14 protein-coding genes are annotated in these 15,690 nt (G+C 53.7%); 5 read left to right on the top strand and 9 right to left on the bottom strand.

From position 1 onward, the window contains the following. Positions 1-56: 56 nt before the first annotated feature. The 8 genes from WD071_RS07360 to WD071_RS07395 all read right to left on the bottom strand — a co-directional run bounded on the left by WD071_RS07360 (position 57) and on the right by WD071_RS07395 (position 10,415). Positions 57-785, bottom strand: coding sequence for an SDR family oxidoreductase (locus tag WD071_RS07360; RefSeq protein WP_368047708.1), 729 nt, complete (start codon positions 783-785; stop codon positions 57-59). A 48-nt stretch (positions 786-833) separates the two neighbouring features. Next, positions 834-2,156, bottom strand: coding sequence for an efflux RND transporter periplasmic adaptor subunit (locus WD071_RS07365; RefSeq protein WP_368047709.1), 1,323 nt, complete (start codon positions 2,154-2,156; stop codon positions 834-836). A gap of 2 nt (positions 2,157-2,158) precedes the next feature. Next, positions 2,159-5,332, bottom strand: a complete 3,174-nt coding sequence (locus WD071_RS07370; RefSeq protein WP_368047710.1) for an efflux RND transporter permease subunit — start codon at positions 5,330-5,332, stop codon at positions 2,159-2,161. A 154-nt stretch (positions 5,333-5,486) separates the two neighbouring features. Continuing rightward, positions 5,487-7,118 (bottom strand): cation:proton antiporter, encoded by a 1,632-nt coding sequence (locus WD071_RS07375; RefSeq protein WP_368047711.1) that lies wholly within the window; start codon positions 7,116-7,118, stop codon positions 5,487-5,489. 53 nt (positions 7,119-7,171) lie between these two features. After that, entirely contained in the window at positions 7,172-8,971 is a 1,800-nt protein-coding gene (locus WD071_RS07380; RefSeq protein ID WP_368047872.1) for an ABC transporter ATP-binding protein, read from the bottom strand. 67 nt (positions 8,972-9,038) lie between these two features. After that, positions 9,039-9,293: a Txe/YoeB family addiction module toxin gene (locus WD071_RS07385; RefSeq protein WP_368047712.1), complete on the bottom strand. Its 255-nt coding sequence runs from the start codon at positions 9,291-9,293 to the stop codon at positions 9,039-9,041. Then, positions 9,290-9,541 carry a type II toxin-antitoxin system Phd/YefM family antitoxin gene (locus WD071_RS07390; RefSeq protein ID WP_368047713.1) on the bottom strand — a complete coding sequence of 84 codons (252 nt, stop codon included), beginning with the start codon at positions 9,539-9,541 and terminating at the stop codon, positions 9,290-9,292. The genes WD071_RS07385 and WD071_RS07390 overlap by 4 nt, the downstream gene beginning before the upstream one ends. Positions 9,542-9,677: 136 nt before the next feature. Beyond that, on the bottom strand, positions 9,678-10,415 hold the full coding sequence (locus WD071_RS07395) for a class I SAM-dependent methyltransferase (RefSeq protein WP_368047714.1): 738 nt from the start codon (positions 10,413-10,415) through the stop codon (positions 9,678-9,680). Positions 10,416-10,838: 423 nt separating this feature from the next. Here WD071_RS07395 and WD071_RS07400 point away from each other — a divergent pair, with 423 nt between their 5' ends. The 5 genes from WD071_RS07400 (at position 10,839) to WD071_RS07420 (ending at position 15,177) form a co-directional block, all read left to right on the top strand. After that, positions 10,839-11,582: a hypothetical protein gene (locus tag WD071_RS07400; protein WP_368047715.1), complete on the top strand. Its 744-nt coding sequence runs from the start codon at positions 10,839-10,841 to the stop codon at positions 11,580-11,582. 36 nt (positions 11,583-11,618) lie between these two features. After that, positions 11,619-12,248, top strand: a complete 630-nt coding sequence (locus tag WD071_RS07405) for a hypothetical protein (protein WP_368047716.1) — start codon at positions 11,619-11,621, stop codon at positions 12,246-12,248. A gap of 105 nt (positions 12,249-12,353) precedes the next feature. Then, positions 12,354-13,595 carry a hypothetical protein gene (locus WD071_RS07410; RefSeq protein WP_368047717.1) on the top strand — a complete coding sequence of 414 codons (1,242 nt, stop codon included), beginning with the start codon at positions 12,354-12,356 and terminating at the stop codon, positions 13,593-13,595. Positions 13,596-13,614: 19 nt separating this feature from the next. After that, the gene (locus WD071_RS07415; RefSeq protein ID WP_368047718.1) at positions 13,615-14,205 is read left to right on the top strand and encodes a hypothetical protein; all 591 of its coding nucleotides are present in this window, start codon (positions 13,615-13,617) and stop codon (positions 14,203-14,205) included. Between the two features lie 405 nt (positions 14,206-14,610). Beyond that, entirely contained in the window at positions 14,611-15,177 is a 567-nt protein-coding gene (locus WD071_RS07420; protein ID WP_368047719.1) for a hypothetical protein, read from the top strand. Positions 15,178-15,278: 101 nt separating this feature from the next. On the opposite strand, the gene WD071_RS07425 is transcribed toward WD071_RS07420, so the two are convergent. Then, positions 15,279-15,506: a DUF433 domain-containing protein gene (locus tag WD071_RS07425; protein ID WP_368047720.1), complete on the bottom strand. Its 228-nt coding sequence runs from the start codon at positions 15,504-15,506 to the stop codon at positions 15,279-15,281. Between the last annotated feature and the right edge of the window lie 184 nt (positions 15,507-15,690).

Consider the following 15,690-nt stretch of genomic DNA (forward strand, 5'->3'; position numbering starts at 1 on the left):
CGTTAAATCTTTTGGATTAGTCTGCTGTTGGCTGGTCATTCTATCCACGACCTGGGTTAGCCACGCCCCAGGAAAGGCTGCCGCGGGTCCAGCACAGTAGCATCAATAATCGTGGCGTTCTTCGGCATGCTGAGCATCAACACGGCAACACGAGCGATGTCTGCGACCGCCATCTTGGGTTCATCAACCACAGATTTGGGTGCCTTGTCCCAGATGTCCGTGTGGACATTGCCCGGGTGCAGGCAACTCACCATAATGCCCACTTCGCGGCCTTCAATAGCCAGTGCCCGGGTCATGCCCTGCAGACCGAACTTGCTGGTGGTATAAGGCACCGATCCGAAGCGGGGAGTTTCGGCAGAAATACTGCCGATATTGAGAATGCGGCCACCGCCAGTGTCTTTCATGACCCGGAAGGCTTCGCGGCTATACAGGAAGGCACCGTTCAGGTTGGTATCCATGACCATCTGGAAATCTTTCAGGCGCAGATTGTGCACTGCACCGGCACGAGCAATGCCCGCGTTATTGACCACCGCATCCACTTTCCCGAACAACTCCAGCGCCCGTGCGAATACTGCCACGGTATCGTCTTCGCTGGCCACATCGGCTGGCATACCAAACAGGGCGGGGTGATCGACGGCGCCCAGCGCTTCATCAACACTGGCCTGTGAGCGGCCGGTAATCAACACACGGGCGCCTTCGGCAAGCACGGCTTCGGCGATCGCCTTGCCGATACCGCGGGTACCACCGGTAATAATTATTCCTTGCTGTTCCAGCAACTGCGCCATTGACGGATCCTCTGATGGTCTGTTTATGGCGCAGACCTTATCACTTCACTACCAGCTTGACCACTGTCCCGCCAGCGCCGGCGTCTGACTGGTCTCTGCCAGGGTCGGCCTGACCAGAAGACCGGTCATGGCCGTCGGCAACTGTGACACCAGCAATTGATCGCCCCGGCCGAGCTCCGATGAGCGCACCAGCACGCGGAAATTACCGGCCTCATCCATGTGCTCACCTACGCGCTCGATTGTCACCGCCTGCAGACGGCTGTCGGTAATTCGATACACCCGGTTGTTGTCATACACCGCATGGATGGGCAGCGCCACCACATTGGATTGCTCAGGCAACGCGACGGTCAGATCAACGACCGTACCCAGTGCCATCACCGAGTCCGGCGCGACATGGAAAAAGGCATCAATACCACTCTGACCTGCCTTGACCTCTCCTGCCAAACCCCGCAGTTGAAAACCAAGCCGTTCACCGGCAATCGTGGTGGCAGCCACAACCGGCTTGCCTCTATCCAGATTGCGGCGCAATTGCTGAGCCACATCCACAGGTACCGGCGCACGCACCTGCAACCCCGCGTAGTCAGCAACCGACAGCAAGGCACTGCCCGCACTGATGCGATCTCCGGCAGCCACATCAAGTGCCACAACCCGACCTGAGAATGGTGCACGCACATCGGTATGCTGCCGATCCAGTTCAGCCTGACCCAGGCGCGCAGAGGCTTCTGCTACCACGGCTTCTGCCTGTTGTTCCTGATTGGGAAAGTCACGCAAACGCGACTGGTGCTGCGCCAGTACCATGGCACGCTCCGTGGCTTCGTGGCGAACATCATCAAGCTGCGCGTCGGCAATCATGCTTTTTGCATGCAGGGATTCGAAGCGCTGCAGTTTCTCACGCGCCAGTTGCGACTGGGCTTCATGATGAAGGCCCAGATCCTGCGCCAGCTGGTGGTCATTCCTTATCGAGCGTAACGCCGCCTCCGCGCGGGCCAGTTCAGCGCGGGCCGACTGTTCCGCCAACAGAACCTCCGCATCGTCCAGTTGCACCAGGGTTTCACCGGCGTTGACCCAGTCGCCTTCACGACGCAGGACCTGTGCTACCGTTGCCGTTACACCCGCACGCAATGTGGCTGACTGATCGGTTTCCAGTTTGCCGTACACCTGTATGGTCGGCGCCATGGAAACCGGAGTCACCTCCCGGTAGGACACCGGCCACTCGCGCTCGGCGCGTTCAGTCGGTGCCGCCTCGGGACCGGTGGCAATAACCAGCATACTTAACATCAGGAATATGCCAAAAATCAGCAATCCGGCCGCTTTGCCTCCCAGATAACGAAAACGCGCCAGGGTTCTGCCCGGAAAATATTGTGCTTTCATGTTCACATCCCTTCTTGTGGTGTTACGTTCAATTTATGTGCGCGTGGCATCAGCCGCGACAATGACGTTTTAGTATTTTCAATCAGTATGATCAGCGCGGGCACCACAAGCAGCACCAGCAGTGTTGCGAATGCCAGACCAAAACACAGCGTGATGGCAATAGGCACCATATAAATCGCGAGACTGAAACTTTCGAACATCAGCGGCGACAAACCGGCCACCGTGGTCAAAGAGGTCAGCATGACCGCCCGGAAACGTGACAGTGCCGCACCGCGCACTGCTTCACGCAAAGGCGTGCCCGCTGCCAGTTCCCGACGCAGGAAACTGACCAGCACGATGGAGTCGTTAACCACCACGCCGGTGAGCGCAAAAAACGCCAGCATGGTCATCACACCCAGGTCTACGCCCATGACCCAGTGCCCCGCTATGGCACCGGTCAGGCCCAGAGGTATGGCAACCAGCACGGCCAGCGGCCAGGTGTATGACGCAAACGACCATGCCAGAATCAGATAGATAAATATCAATGTCAGTACGGCGCCCATCTGCATGGCCGCCATCAGTTGCTGATTAAACAAGCTGGATCCGCCCAGACCTGAGCTCAGACCATAACGCTGATTGATTTCCTGCAAGGGCCCCTCAGTGACGCCGGCCAGAACCCGCTCGGCGTTGTTTTGCCGACTATCCACCGATGCGCTGACCATCACCGACATAGACCCGCCGTTGTGATTGATCACATCGATACCACGACGGGTAGTCAGTTCGGCAACCATTCGCAATGGCACGATTTCGCCAGCGGGCGTTCGCACCGGGAACTGATTCAATGACACGATGTGGTCACGCTCCTCATCGGGCAGCATCAGCATCACTTCCAGCTCCGCGTTGTCCTGATTGAATATCTGCACCCGGCTGCCGTAGTAGGCCGCTCGCAGCTGCTGACCCAGTGCCGCCGTGGTCAATCCCAGCGACTTGCCCTGCGGTGTCAACGAGAAGATCATCTGATCTTTGCCGTAGGGCAGGTTGTCGTGGATATTGCTCACGCCATCATAACCACCCAGCACCATCTGCAGTTCCTCGGACGCCTGCTTCAGGTTGTTAAGGTCGTCACCGCGCAGCACCAGGGAAATATCCGGTGCTCCGCCATTAGCGCCACCTCGCACTTCCAGCACCAGTTGCTCCACATAGGGCGGTGTCACCACCCGCTCACGCCACTGGTCAACAAAAGGTTGCGGCGCCAGAGAATAGGCGTCCTCCCAGGCATACTCGACTCGCATCGAACCATACTGCAGACCGGTTTTACGCTCCTGATTCAACTGAGCCGAGTTCAGCCGCACAAAATACCCGTTGATGTTGTTGTCCCCGTTACCGGCATTGGTCTGCTGCAGCGTCTGCTCCAGGTGACCCATAAAGGATTCCCGCTGTTGCGGCGTTGCATCCACCGTAAAGTTGACGTTGGCTTCCAGCATCTGCAGGCTGACGCCGGTCACAAAGTTCATGCCTACCCGGCCACTGACCACCAGACTCATGGCAAGAATCACGCAGCCGAAAGCGGTCAACAGCGTCGCCACCGGCCGCGCCAGCGCCAGCTCCAGCACCGGTCGGTAGTAGCGGTCACGCAGGCCATAAAAGAAGCGATCAAATTTTATCCGGAAAGCGGATCGCTGATCCCGGTCCATGCGCGCAAAACCATGTTTCAAATGCGCCGGCAGTACCAGGAAGCACTCCACCAGCGACGCCACAATGACGCAGAACAACACCATGGGCATGGTCGCAATCACCGCGCCCATCTCACCACCGGAAATCAGCAAAGGCACAAAGGCCGCCAACGTCGTCAGTGAAGAGGTGACCACAGGCATGAACATGCGTTTGGCAGCACCCGACGCGGCCTCCTCAGGCGAATGGCCCTGTTCAAACAGGCTGACGGCATCCTCGCCAACCACGATGGCATCGTCCACCACAATGCCCAGCGCCATGATGAAAGTAATCAACGCCAGAATGTTGATGCTGCCATCAAAAATGTAGAAATACAGTAAGGTGGCAAACAGAAAGCTGACCGGTATTCCCGCCATCACCCAGAACGCGGTGCGCGTATTCAAAAATACAAACAGGGTCAGGACGACCAGTACCAGCCCTGACCAGGCGTTGCTGGCAATGACCTCCAGCTGTTGTTTCAGCAAAAGCCAGACTTCCTGGTACACGTCGATGCTGATACCTTCAGGCAACTGTGGACGGGTATCATCCAGCCAGGCCTGCAATGCCTGCGCCGACAACATGGCATCAGAGTCGGTGATGCGATACAGATTCATTTCAATGGCAGGCTGGCCATTCTGACTCAGGACGGGCTGGCCGGCACGCGGCCGCTTCTCAATCTGCGCGATGTCACCCAGCCGGACCAACTCACCGCTTTCCGGCACCCGTACGTCAAGTTGTTCGAACTGATAGATGTCGCGACGCTGGTCCAGCGCGCGCAGCTGCATCTCGCCCTGGTCACGGGCAATGGTCCCGGCCGGCACGTCGGCGCTGCGCTGCCTGACTTCCGTCGCCAGGCTGTCCAGGGTGGTATTCATCGCCATCAGATTGGCGCTGGACACCTGGATCGCCAACTCGTCTTCCGGCAAACCGCTGAACTCGATACGGTCAACACCAGCCGCATAGAGTTCGCGTTCAAACTGTCGCACCAGCGGTGCCAGCTCCGATACCGAACGCCCCCCGGTAACCAGCAGTGATGCGATATTTTCATAGTCGGTACCGCGCCGTGCCACCACAGGCTCCATGTCCGCGGGCAGATTACGCACCTGAGCGATGCGATCATTGACGTCATCAACGATTTTGCCCATGTCCGAATCGAAGGTGAACTCCAGACGGATGCTTGCCGAGCCCTGTGTGCTGGTAGAATACATCTGCTGCAAACCTACCAGTGTACGCAGCTGTTGCTCAATCGGCACCACAATCAATTGTTCCACATCTTCGGCCGAGGCACCGGGCCAGGTAGCATTGATAATGATGCCTGGCCAGTCGACAGACGGGTCCAACTGGGTATTGATGCGAGTGGATGCCCACAATCCCGACAGGATCATCATGATCATGACCAGATTAGCAGCCACCTTGTGGCGGGCGAATAAATCGATAATGCCTGTTTTTACCATTTTCAACACAACCTGTGTTTGTTCTTGACCCAAGGGTTACTTCCGTTGGTAACCCTTAGTGTCAATACACAGATCGTGCCAAAATTTAAGTCATTGATTTATAAATAGATATCGAGGGCGTGGCGAATATAACCAAACGGCATCGCACGCTATTCTGCTAACAGGTGGTGGTTCTCGCCACGTGCGCTCAGGTCTCCAGCAACCACTCCACCGCCTGATTGGCGGCATCCGCGAAGGGCCTCAGCACAAGATCAGCACCGGCACTGGTCAATAATGCTGCGTCACGGGTGTTGTGGGCAGTTACCGCAATTTTTCCGGTAAACCCCTCGCGCTTCAGTGTTTTCAACATACTCATATTGACGTCGCGTTCACGCGCCGTACTCACTATCCAGGTCACCTTGAACAACGGCAGGGTTTCCAGAAATTCAGGGTCCTCAGCATCACCAAAGCAAACCTGCATATGTTCGCTGGCCTGCAGGCGTACAACTTCAGGATCGATATCCACGCCCAGAACCTTGCTGCCACGGGCCTTCAGTTTGTCGGCAATACCACAGCCATAGCGCCCCAGACCAAAGATCACGATGTCGGGCCGCACAGCCTCATCGGTATCATATTCGCCTTCGCGGTAGGGGTGTTTGCGTTCGAAGACCGACAGCAGTGGTGCCAACCGATCGTAAAGCGGGTGCGAGTACAGGATCATGTAGGTAGAACCACTGATGGTAATCAGCCCCACCAGCGTGATGAGCCCTACGGTGTCGCTGTCCAGATGCCCCAGGCTCAAACCCAGCGCGGCCAGAATCAGGGAGAACTCGCTGATCTGCGCCACCGTCAGACCGGCGAGAAAAGCGGTGCGTTTGCGATAACCCATGATTCCCATGATGATGACCACAATCAGCGGATTACCCAAAAGCACAAAGGCCGAAAAAATCAGTGCCGGGCCGATTTGTGCGCCCAGGCTGGCAATTTCCAGCCCCGAGCCCAGCTCGATAAAAAAGAACAGCAACAGAAAGTCCCGCAGACTGACCAACCGGGCGCCAATGACTTCCCGGAACGGTGTCGAGGCCAGGGACACACCGGCCAGGAAGGCACCCACTTCCTTGCTGAATCCCAGCATATCCCCCAGCGTTGCCAGCGCTACCGCCCAGGCAATGGCAAACAACACCAGCAGCTCGGAGGATTGCGCCATGTGACGGGTCACCATCGGCACCACATACTTCATCAGCAACGCCACCACGCCGAGCATGGCAATGCCCTTGAGCAGCACCCACAACATTTCCACGGCCAGATTGCCTGCCTCGGCATCGGTGCCAGCGCCCAGGGCGGTCAGGCCGATCATCACCAGGACCACCACAATGTCCTGCACAATCAGGAAACCGACAGCAATGCGCCCGTGCAGGGCGTCAATTTCTTTTTTGTCGGACAGCAGTTTGACAATGATGATAGTGCTGGAGAAGGTCAGGGCGACGCCGACATAAAGCGCCGCCACCGGTGACATGCCCAGCCCCAGGGCAATCAGAAAGCCAAACACCGAGGTGAACAGTACCTGGCCCAGCCCCGTGGCCAGCGCCACCGGCCCCATGGTGCGAATGATGTGCAGGTCCAGCTTGAGGCCAACCACAAACAGCAGCAGCGCAATGCCCATCTGCGCCAGCAGTTCCACCTCATCAGTGGACTCGACCCAGGACAGGCCCGACGGCCCCAGCAGAATACCGGCAGCAATAAACGCAACTATCAAGGGTTGTTTCAGCATCAACCCGACCGACGCGATCAGGGTGACCACGGCCAGCATGGCGGCTATTTCGACAAATACACTTTCCATCGTTATACGGACCCCGTTGAGACAGACATCACAGGCCGGAAAAGTATCGGGTGTTATTGATAACCTTTGGCCTGCAGCTCGAACAGGGTTGCGTATTGCCCCCCCAGGGCAAGCAGGCTGTCATGATCACCCTGTTCGGTTATTTTGCCTTGATCCAGCACAATAATGTGGTCAGCAATGCGGACCGTGGAGAATCTGTGGGAAATAATGATGGAGATACGATTGGCGGTCAATTCGCGGAAATGCGCAAAAATGTCCGCTTCCGCCTTGGCATCAATGGCGGCAGTAGGTTCATCCAGGATCAGCACCTCAGCCTTGCTACGCATAAAGGCGCGTGACAGGGCGATCTTCTGCCATTGCCCGCCCGACAGCTCCTTGCCATCACGGAACCAGGTACCGAGCTGGGTGTCGTAATCGGCCGGCATCTGTTTGATAAAGTCCGCCGCCAGGCCTTTTTCCGACGCCTCAGTAATCAACGGACGCTCGGTCAGATAATCCACGTCACCTACACCGATATTTTCGCCGACTTTAAGCTGGTATCGGGCAAAATCCTGAAAAATAACACCAATTTTCTGCCGTAACGCGTCAATATCCCAGTCCTGCAGATCCAGGCCCTGAAACAGGATGCGGCCCTCGGTGGGCGTGTACAGGCGGGTCAGCAACTTGATCAGCGTGGTTTTGCCGGAACCGTTTTCACCGACAATGGCCAGACTCTCGCCAGCTTTGATATGCAGGTTGATCCGGTCCAGCGCGGGCGCGGCAGTGCCCGGATAATGGAAGCTCACATTCTCGAACCGGATACCGTCATCCGGCAACGAACCCTCATGCTTGTCACCCGTGGTTTCCGGTACATTGTGGCCCAGGTATTCGGTGAGATTGGACAGATAAAGATTGTCCTCGTACATTTTGTTGATGGAGGTCAGGCAACTGGTGACGGCGCCTTGGCCCTGCCGGAACACCGCAATGTACATGGTCATCTGACCCAGCGTGATGGCACCGGCCACGGCGGCAAATGCTACCCAGCCAAAAGCGATATAAAACGCCACACTGGCAATCAGCCCCAGCGCATAACCCCAGAAACCCCGACGCAACACCAGGTTGCGGTCTTCTTGGTAGATATTACGGAAGATGTCGACATATCGCTGCAGAAACAGCCGCCCAAGCTGCATCAACTTGACTTCCTTGACGCCGTCTTCGCGGGTCAACACCATTTCCAGATAGATCTGCATGCGGCGCTCAGAGGATCGCCGACGCTGGTTACGGAACGCTTCACCCGCATATTTGGCCTCGGCCATGAACGCCGGCACACCGGCCAGACCCAGCAGCAACACCGCCCACGGTGAAAACTGGAACAGCAGAAAACCGTAGCTGACCAACGAGATGCCGTCGCGCAACAGATCAAAGGTGGCAATCACCAGGCTCAACGGCCGACTGGAGGCTTCGCGGCGGGCGCGCACCAGTTTATCGTAGAATTCGGAGTCTTCGAAGTTGGTCAGCTCAAGCGTCAAGGCCTTTTCCAGGATCATGACGTTGACCTGATTGCCGAGCAGCGCACGCAGTACCGACTGGCATACGGTATTGGCCTTCTGCGCCCCTGTCATCAGCACCACCAGACCCAGCTCAAACAGGATATAACGCAGCAGGTCGTCAGTGGCCGCGTCGCGGGCAGCACCCTCGCTATCAATGGCGGTGACCACCGCATCCACAATCAGCTGACCCACCCAGGCAATGGCCGCTGGCAACACCCCGGCCATCAGGGTGACCAGCGCCATGACGATGGTCAGCCCGGCGCTGCTGCGCCAGACGATATCAATGGCAACGCCGCTGTAGCGGAAGACAGAAACGAAGCGCATGAGCCAGGCGACCGGCCTTGCCTGTGACAAGGTATTTTTCACAGTAGTACGTCTTTCAAGGTCAGGTTCAGTAGTGGTACCTCAACTGAACAATAAGAAGTGAATCCTGATGAATTCTGTAGACGATTCGGTGTTCGTCGTTGATTCGCCGGGACCAGTATCCGGACAGAGCATGCTTTAACGGTTCTGGCTTGCCGATGCCCTCAAACGGCTCACGTTTGACGTCCTTGATGAGTGTATTGATTCTGTTAAGGATCTTTTTATCGGTTTTCTGCCAGTACAGATAATCTTCCCATGCCTTTTCTGCGAAAATCAGCTTCACTCAATGAGTTCTCGCTCTTGTCCTCTGCCATCTTCAAGCTCGGCAATTGACTCTATCAGCCTGCGGGTGTTCTTCGGGCTTCTGAGCAGATATGCAGTTTCCTCAAGCGCCTGGTAGTCATCCATCGACATCATCACGACTGCGCCTTCACCTTTACGGGTTATGGCAACCGGCGCATGATCATCGCAAACTTGTGCCATCGTTTTGGCGAGGTTACTGCGTGCAGCAGTATAGCTGATGCTGTGCATTATATTAAACCTGTACATGTACAAAAATATGTACGCATGGTACCAGCGCATATGAGGGTGGTCAAGTCACCTTGCGAACGCTGGCCTGCCAGCCAGCGCCGTTTGCGGCGGCGCTGGCACAGGTCTCAGCAGTTGCTTACATGCCAGGGTTATAGGCGCGCAGCAGAATACGATCGGTGTTGCGACCCAGGCTGGGATCAAACGGTCCCGTGGTGCGCGGATCGTCTTCGGCCGCAAGCAGATCACTGCTGGCAACACTCTCAAAACCGGCATCGGCCAGCGCCTGCTCGATTTCTTCCTGGGTGATACGGTGCAGCGACGCATTGTCCGCGCCGGCATTACCCCGGTGATCAATAATGCCCAGGATGCCGCCCGGCTTCAGCGTGTCTTTCACTGCCAGCAACATGGCCTGGGCCGCAGCCGGATCATTGTTGTACAGATCATGGAAGTTCAGCGCAGTCAGCGCAAAATCCACCGAACCGGACTCAATGCCCAGGTCACTCATGTCGCGATCCACGCGCTGCACATTGGGCAGGCGGTCACCGGCCAGACGGGCCTGCACGGCCTCCTCGGTATTGCGCATACCCAGCGAACGCGGGCTGTTCTGCATCAGCACGGTACCTTCCGGGCCCACTGCGTGCGACAGCACTTCAGTGTACCAGCCACCAGAGGCCATGATATCCAGCGCCGTCATGCCTTCTTCCAGGCCCAGGAAGCTGAGCACCTGCACGGGCTGGCGGGCCGCATCACGGGCCTTGTCTTCCGCTGCGCGATCAGGGCCATTCAGCGCCGCCGTCAGGCGCGCTTCGTCAATGGCATAGGCTGACGTCGCCAGCAGCATCAGTGCCGCCAATATGCTTGTCACTTTTTTCATTGCGATTCCCCTTCACTACGTTGTTGTTTGGGATACGTCGTTGTCACACACGACCTGGCCTGATGCATTCATTGCAAACAGGCAGACACCACCATTGCGGACAATCGTGGCCAGAGAATCAACAGCATAGGGCAAATTGGCGATAACTGGAAGGTGGGTGAGGTACGGGGCCTGCATTTCGAGACTGGCGATAGCACCCGAACATCCAATATCTGCGAAAAAATCCCAACCGTGATCTTGCTCACACTCTGGAATATTAATGGGATTTTTCTATTGATTGTTATTTTTTTTTTGCGTAACAATCTGTTCTGTTCGATCAATAAGATCACCTTTAATCAGAAGATTAAAAATAAAAGCTTGCCATACCCTCGTGAGCTTTGAGGAGAATTAAACACACCCCAGAAACAGAAAAAGGAGTTCACCATGAAAGCAGAAATCTCTCCGTCCGTTGGCAAAATACGCGCCTCTTCTATACGTAATATCATATCAGCGTCGATTCTCGCTCTTACTTCCAGTGCAGTGTTAGCAACGGAAAATCCTTTTGACTTCTTGTTAGAAAAATACTCTGCCGATCAGCTACAGATGGCGGTAGCCAACCACACTATCGTTGCGACCAGCGAAGATAGTATTCATCAGATTCCATCCTCGTATCTGTATCGATCAGCTTTCCTGAGGATTCTTCTCAACGTCGACAATTCTCGTGAAGATTTCAGTGCTAACGACTGGGCTATTATCGAAGCGCTACCTGATCATAATGACAATCGATTTGCAAAGCTTAACTTGGAAAGAATGAAAGCGAATTGCTCTCGAATCCGAGAACTAAGCCGTAGCAGTAGCGGACACAAAATAAGCAATATGGCCGCCCTTGCCGCCGAGTCCGAGCGCCAACCACTTATCGATCTCGATAATCACTACGCAGAGGTTTTGTCGTCTCTGTCACCAGAAGGGCGCTCCCGAGTCGAGGCGGAAGTAGAAAATCTTCCTAACGTCTCCAATATGACTTGGTCGACTGTCGATCTCGTTAATTTAAGCGATGAGATTCCGGAATACGTTGAGTTCGTGGTCACACAGTCATGCGAACGCCTCAGAACGACTACACAGCCAGACTATGAAACTCAACTTCTAAAAGATGCCCACCTCAATTGGGATCGCATGGAAACGCGTTGAGCTGTTACAGACTGAATTATAAGGAGATGACTCGTCATGAAAATACTTAAAAATGTGCCAATATCACTCTGCCTGACTTTGATTGTCGGTTCGGCTATGTTTAGCCCCAGGCCAGCCCACGCTTTGCTCGCGCAATGTGCCTGGTTCGAATCTGCTGGTTCTCCATGGCTTTATTCAGACGTTTCTTATTCGTCACTCGATGCGACAACCGGCGTCGAATTGCAAATTCTTACTCAATTGACTCAGCCGATCTCAGACTCCGCCCTCGATTATTGGGTTGTTTCTCCCTCAGGAGGGTCTGCGGGCCATCAACTCGAGGCATCTGTGGGACCAACCTACAGCTTCTCTGCATATGGTGCCATTGGATACATGAGTGGCGGAACGTTTTACTCGTCTATTGCTACGGATTGTTCTGGCAATTTTCAATTTAATGCACCAACAAATCTATCGGTAAATATCAGTCCGGCTACAGTCAATGTCGGCGATCCTGTGACCATCACCTGGAGTTCGCAGGATGCAGACTCGTGTCTATTCGATGGTGCGCCAATTGCGACCGGTGGTACTCACAACTTTTTGGCAGCGCTAAGCGATTCACGAAGTTATGTACTCCAGTGCAGTAATAACTGGGGCTCTTCGTCCGCAAGCGCAACATTAACTGTCAATTAATTCAAAGCTGGCAAGCGTCAGGAATCTCTATCAGCTGCGCCGCTATTCAAGAATATTCTTGCTAAGGATTTAGGTGTCTTGAATGCACACTTAGAGGATAACAAGATGAAAAAATCGATAAAATTCAGGTTCTCTTTTTTTCTTATGCTACTACTAAGCCAGGCAGCCTTGTTTGCACCAAGCAAAGCAATGGCCTTGTATAGTGTCTGCAGCTGGTACGAATCTGGCGGTACGCCATTTTTGTATGCTGATGCTCATTATTCTTCTGCCGATACGTTCTCTCACAACGCTATCGAAATCAGCACAAGTCTGACGCCGGCCATCTACCCACCCGCCCTCACGCACTGGCTCGTTAGTCCGAGTGGCGGCTACTTCGGCCATGCTGCACCTGTGACAACAGGAACTACTTACACAGTTTCGTCCCAAGGGTTGATGGGAAATAAGGTAGGCGAGTACTTTAATCCCGGCTCTCTGCCTGCATCAAGTTGTAGTGGCTCCTTTCTGTTTGAACCGCCAACAAATGTTTTTGTTGACATCAACCCTGCTACCGTAACAGTCGGAGATTCGGTAACAATTACATGGGGTTCTCAGAACGCGACGGCCTGTTTATTCGACGGCGCACCTATAGCGACAAGCGGTGTTCATAATTTTACGGCCGCGTTGAGTGACTCGCGTACTTACACCTTGGAGTGTGAAAATCTGTGGGGCGAGTCGATCACAGGTTCTTTGTTAACCGTGAACGAATGTGGACCTGATGACCCTGCTTTTGTGTCTCCAGGACCGGCATCAATACCTGGAATCTCCCAGGTTCCATATGTAAATAGCGGTGCCTCGTGGGGTAGTACGCGAATTGATGCTGACTATTCAGCCCTGGCTTGCAACCAAATTTGTGTGAATGGAAGTTACAAGTATCGAATGGAGGGGGATATATCGGTCGATAGCTTCGAATCTTACGTTCGCGTCGCGACAATGCTGCCGGACATAGCAAACAGTGGAGATTCCTGTAGCGCCAACCCTAGAAGTGCACCTAACATATCGAGAACTCAAACACACGAGATCGTCCATGCTGATGCCCTCGTAAATGTCATCAATGCAGCAAAATCAAATGGAGAACTTGGTAGCTTACATGATGATTTGCAATCGTGTAATCTAGTAAAAGATCAGTATGTAGCAGAAACTAACTCCGAACTACAGAGCGAAATCAGTCGCCAGCAAGATCATTTGGATCACGCGGGCCAAAGTAGATGGATACCATTTTGTGAGAATGACGGCGACCCTACCGTTGAACTAGAGTGTGGTGTCGATGGTTTACAATGCAGCCCCTCAAATACATACCCTAGCCCATAGAAATCTGATGGAGAAAACCATGTCGAAGTTCTTTATTGCACCTATATTGTTTGTTTTGAACATCTTTTTTAGCATCCATGTGTATGGTCAACCGGGGGCATTCGAAACAAGCGTAGTTGATGAAAATGGAGTTGTTCACCCCATTCAAATTTCCCAAGAAACAATTGCAAGAGCGATTGTTAGTAATCACGATGCACTGCTTAGTGCGCAAGTTCTGGCAATTAGAGATCCTGATTTTGATAGCCCTGTTTTGGAGTCCAGGTTGATTGAGCTAGAGCTAAAGGTAATTAAGTGGTACAAAACGTTGGAGCAGAGCGCATCAGAGACCAATGTCACAGTGCTTGTCAATAGCGACCTATTGGCAATGCCCGGAAAGAGACACTCAAGGCAGAGAGAAAAGCATGGCGTTACTAATATTGGCCCAGGTACAGCAATTCACGGGGAATCCTTCCCTGACAATGGTGCGGTTATTCTACCCAATGAAAGTTATTTGATGGGTTTCCGTAATTTTAATGGCAAGCTAAGACTTCCAACGAATCCGGAATCGCTGCACTGGGGTGACGAAATGAAGGCGCTGGAGACGGCGCTGGATAACCTGAACCTGAATTAATACACAAGGGGGTGGGGGTGCCGGGGATATGTCAGTCGTACGCACTTGCTTTCGAATGCGTCACTACGACAAAGCGAGGTTAATTGGAAGCAAAAGAAAAATTGCCGCGTATTGACACCCCCAGATTGGCACCTGGCGAAGTACAGGCGGTTGCTGAATCTCAGATTCTTGCGCCAGGCGAAGCCATATCATGGCGATATACTTTTGAATAACTTATCGACGAATTTCAGGCTTTCATAGATCAGGATAACTACAGCAGATTGAGTGTCCGAGCAGACCTGTTTTACGAAGCTGGAGCTGAATCCTCCGAACACTCTGACGCTAGCGGTGATGTGTTTAGCATAACCTGGCGGGCCAATATGTAGGATTGTCGGCTGATTACTGTTTTAAGCAAAAGAGATATTCATGTTTAGGAGCCCAATATATTCTTTAGCCACCATCATGTTCTTGGGCTGCAATGCGATTGTAGCCAACGAGCGGGATACGGAATTGACTTGGGAGTATGTTGAATCAGCCGATGAACAAAGAATGATTGCGTTCAGAGCCGAGTTTGGTTTCGACAGCGATAATATCGCTCGCATCGTTAAGGTGATTCTAACGAACACTTCGCACGAAACTCTGAAATTGTCCATGCCATCAAAGGAGAGCCTAACCAGGCTTGTAAATATTCGACAAGACCCCAAAGTATTCGCAATTACAGCGTCTTACGATCTTCCCATACTTGACATTGGTGAATCAGAAATAATTGAGATAGAGTCAGGAAAAAATGCTGTTTGGGAAGTGTCCATAAATAGCGCGGTCGACGATTTGGCGCACTATGAAGCCGTTGCCGACTATGATGAGATAAGAATCATTTTCCTGTTTAGAGGGCTGAAACTTACGGAGGGGACTGACCCGGATGATAGAGGTGAGCGGATTTCATATATTCTGCGCTGGACAAAAGCTGAAGGGCGACGGGTGGATTCTCAATAGAATTTGGGTGAGTCGACTCCATCAGTAGACTGGGCCGAGGTACTCTTTGCATAAGGTGGGGATTACCATTCGGCGGGATAGGGTCTGGTCCAGCAGGAGCTTCATGCTGCGTTGATTATCAGGGAGTGATGCTCTCGTTCAGCAGCATAAGCCAGGCAGGCCTGAATCTGTTCAACGCTGAGTTCGGGATAATCTTCCATCACGTCCTGAGAGCTCATACCTTGGGATAACCAGCCCAGCACGTCATAAACGGTAATACGCGTGCCTTTAACGCAGGGCTTTCCACTGCGCTTACCGGGTGTAATGTCGATGTAGTTCTGGAACTGCATGGGAATCACCTGTTGAGTAGGCAGGCATGTAGGCCTGCCCTGATATCTACTCGCCTAGCATAGGGCAAAATCGCGATAACTGGAAGGCGACAAGGGTCTATGGCCTGTATTAACGGGGTGACATCGGGGGTGGGGTTTGGTCCAGCTATGAAGCGTCATGCAGACAATTCAGTGAGGCCGCACG

The sequence above is a fragment of the Pseudohongiella sp. genome (assembly GCF_040877505.1).
In the GTDB taxonomy this organism is placed as follows: Bacteria; Pseudomonadota; Gammaproteobacteria; order Pseudomonadales; family Pseudohongiellaceae; genus Pseudohongiella.

Coding starts and splice junctions, on each gene's coding strand:
- WD071_RS07360 (WP_368047708.1), bottom strand. CDS start 785: ATGGCGCAGTTGCTGGAACAGCAAGGAATAATTATTACCGGTGGTACC.
- WD071_RS07365 (WP_368047709.1), bottom strand. CDS start 2,156: ATGAAAGCACAATATTTTCCGGGCAGAACCCTGGCGCGTTTTCGTTAT.
- WD071_RS07375 (WP_368047711.1), bottom strand. CDS start 7,118: ATGGAAAGTGTATTTGTCGAAATAGCCGCCATGCTGGCCGTGGTCACC.
- WD071_RS07380 (WP_368047872.1), bottom strand. CDS start 8,971: ATGCGCTTCGTTTCTGTCTTCCGCTACAGCGGCGTTGCCATTGATATC.
- WD071_RS07390 (WP_368047713.1), bottom strand. CDS start 9,541: ATGCACAGCATCAGCTATACTGCTGCACGCAGTAACCTCGCCAAAACG.
- WD071_RS07395 (WP_368047714.1), bottom strand. CDS start 10,415: ATGAAAAAAGTGACAAGCATATTGGCGGCACTGATGCTGCTGGCGACG.
- WD071_RS07400 (WP_368047715.1), top strand. CDS start 10,839: ATGAAAGCAGAAATCTCTCCGTCCGTTGGCAAAATACGCGCCTCTTCT.
- WD071_RS07405 (WP_368047716.1), top strand. CDS start 11,619: ATGAAAATACTTAAAAATGTGCCAATATCACTCTGCCTGACTTTGATT.
- WD071_RS07410 (WP_368047717.1), top strand. CDS start 12,354: ATGAAAAAATCGATAAAATTCAGGTTCTCTTTTTTTCTTATGCTACTA.
- WD071_RS07415 (WP_368047718.1), top strand. CDS start 13,615: ATGTCGAAGTTCTTTATTGCACCTATATTGTTTGTTTTGAACATCTTT.
- WD071_RS07420 (WP_368047719.1), top strand. CDS start 14,611: ATGTTTAGGAGCCCAATATATTCTTTAGCCACCATCATGTTCTTGGGC.
- WD071_RS07425 (WP_368047720.1), bottom strand. CDS start 15,506: ATGCAGTTCCAGAACTACATCGACATTACACCCGGTAAGCGCAGTGGA.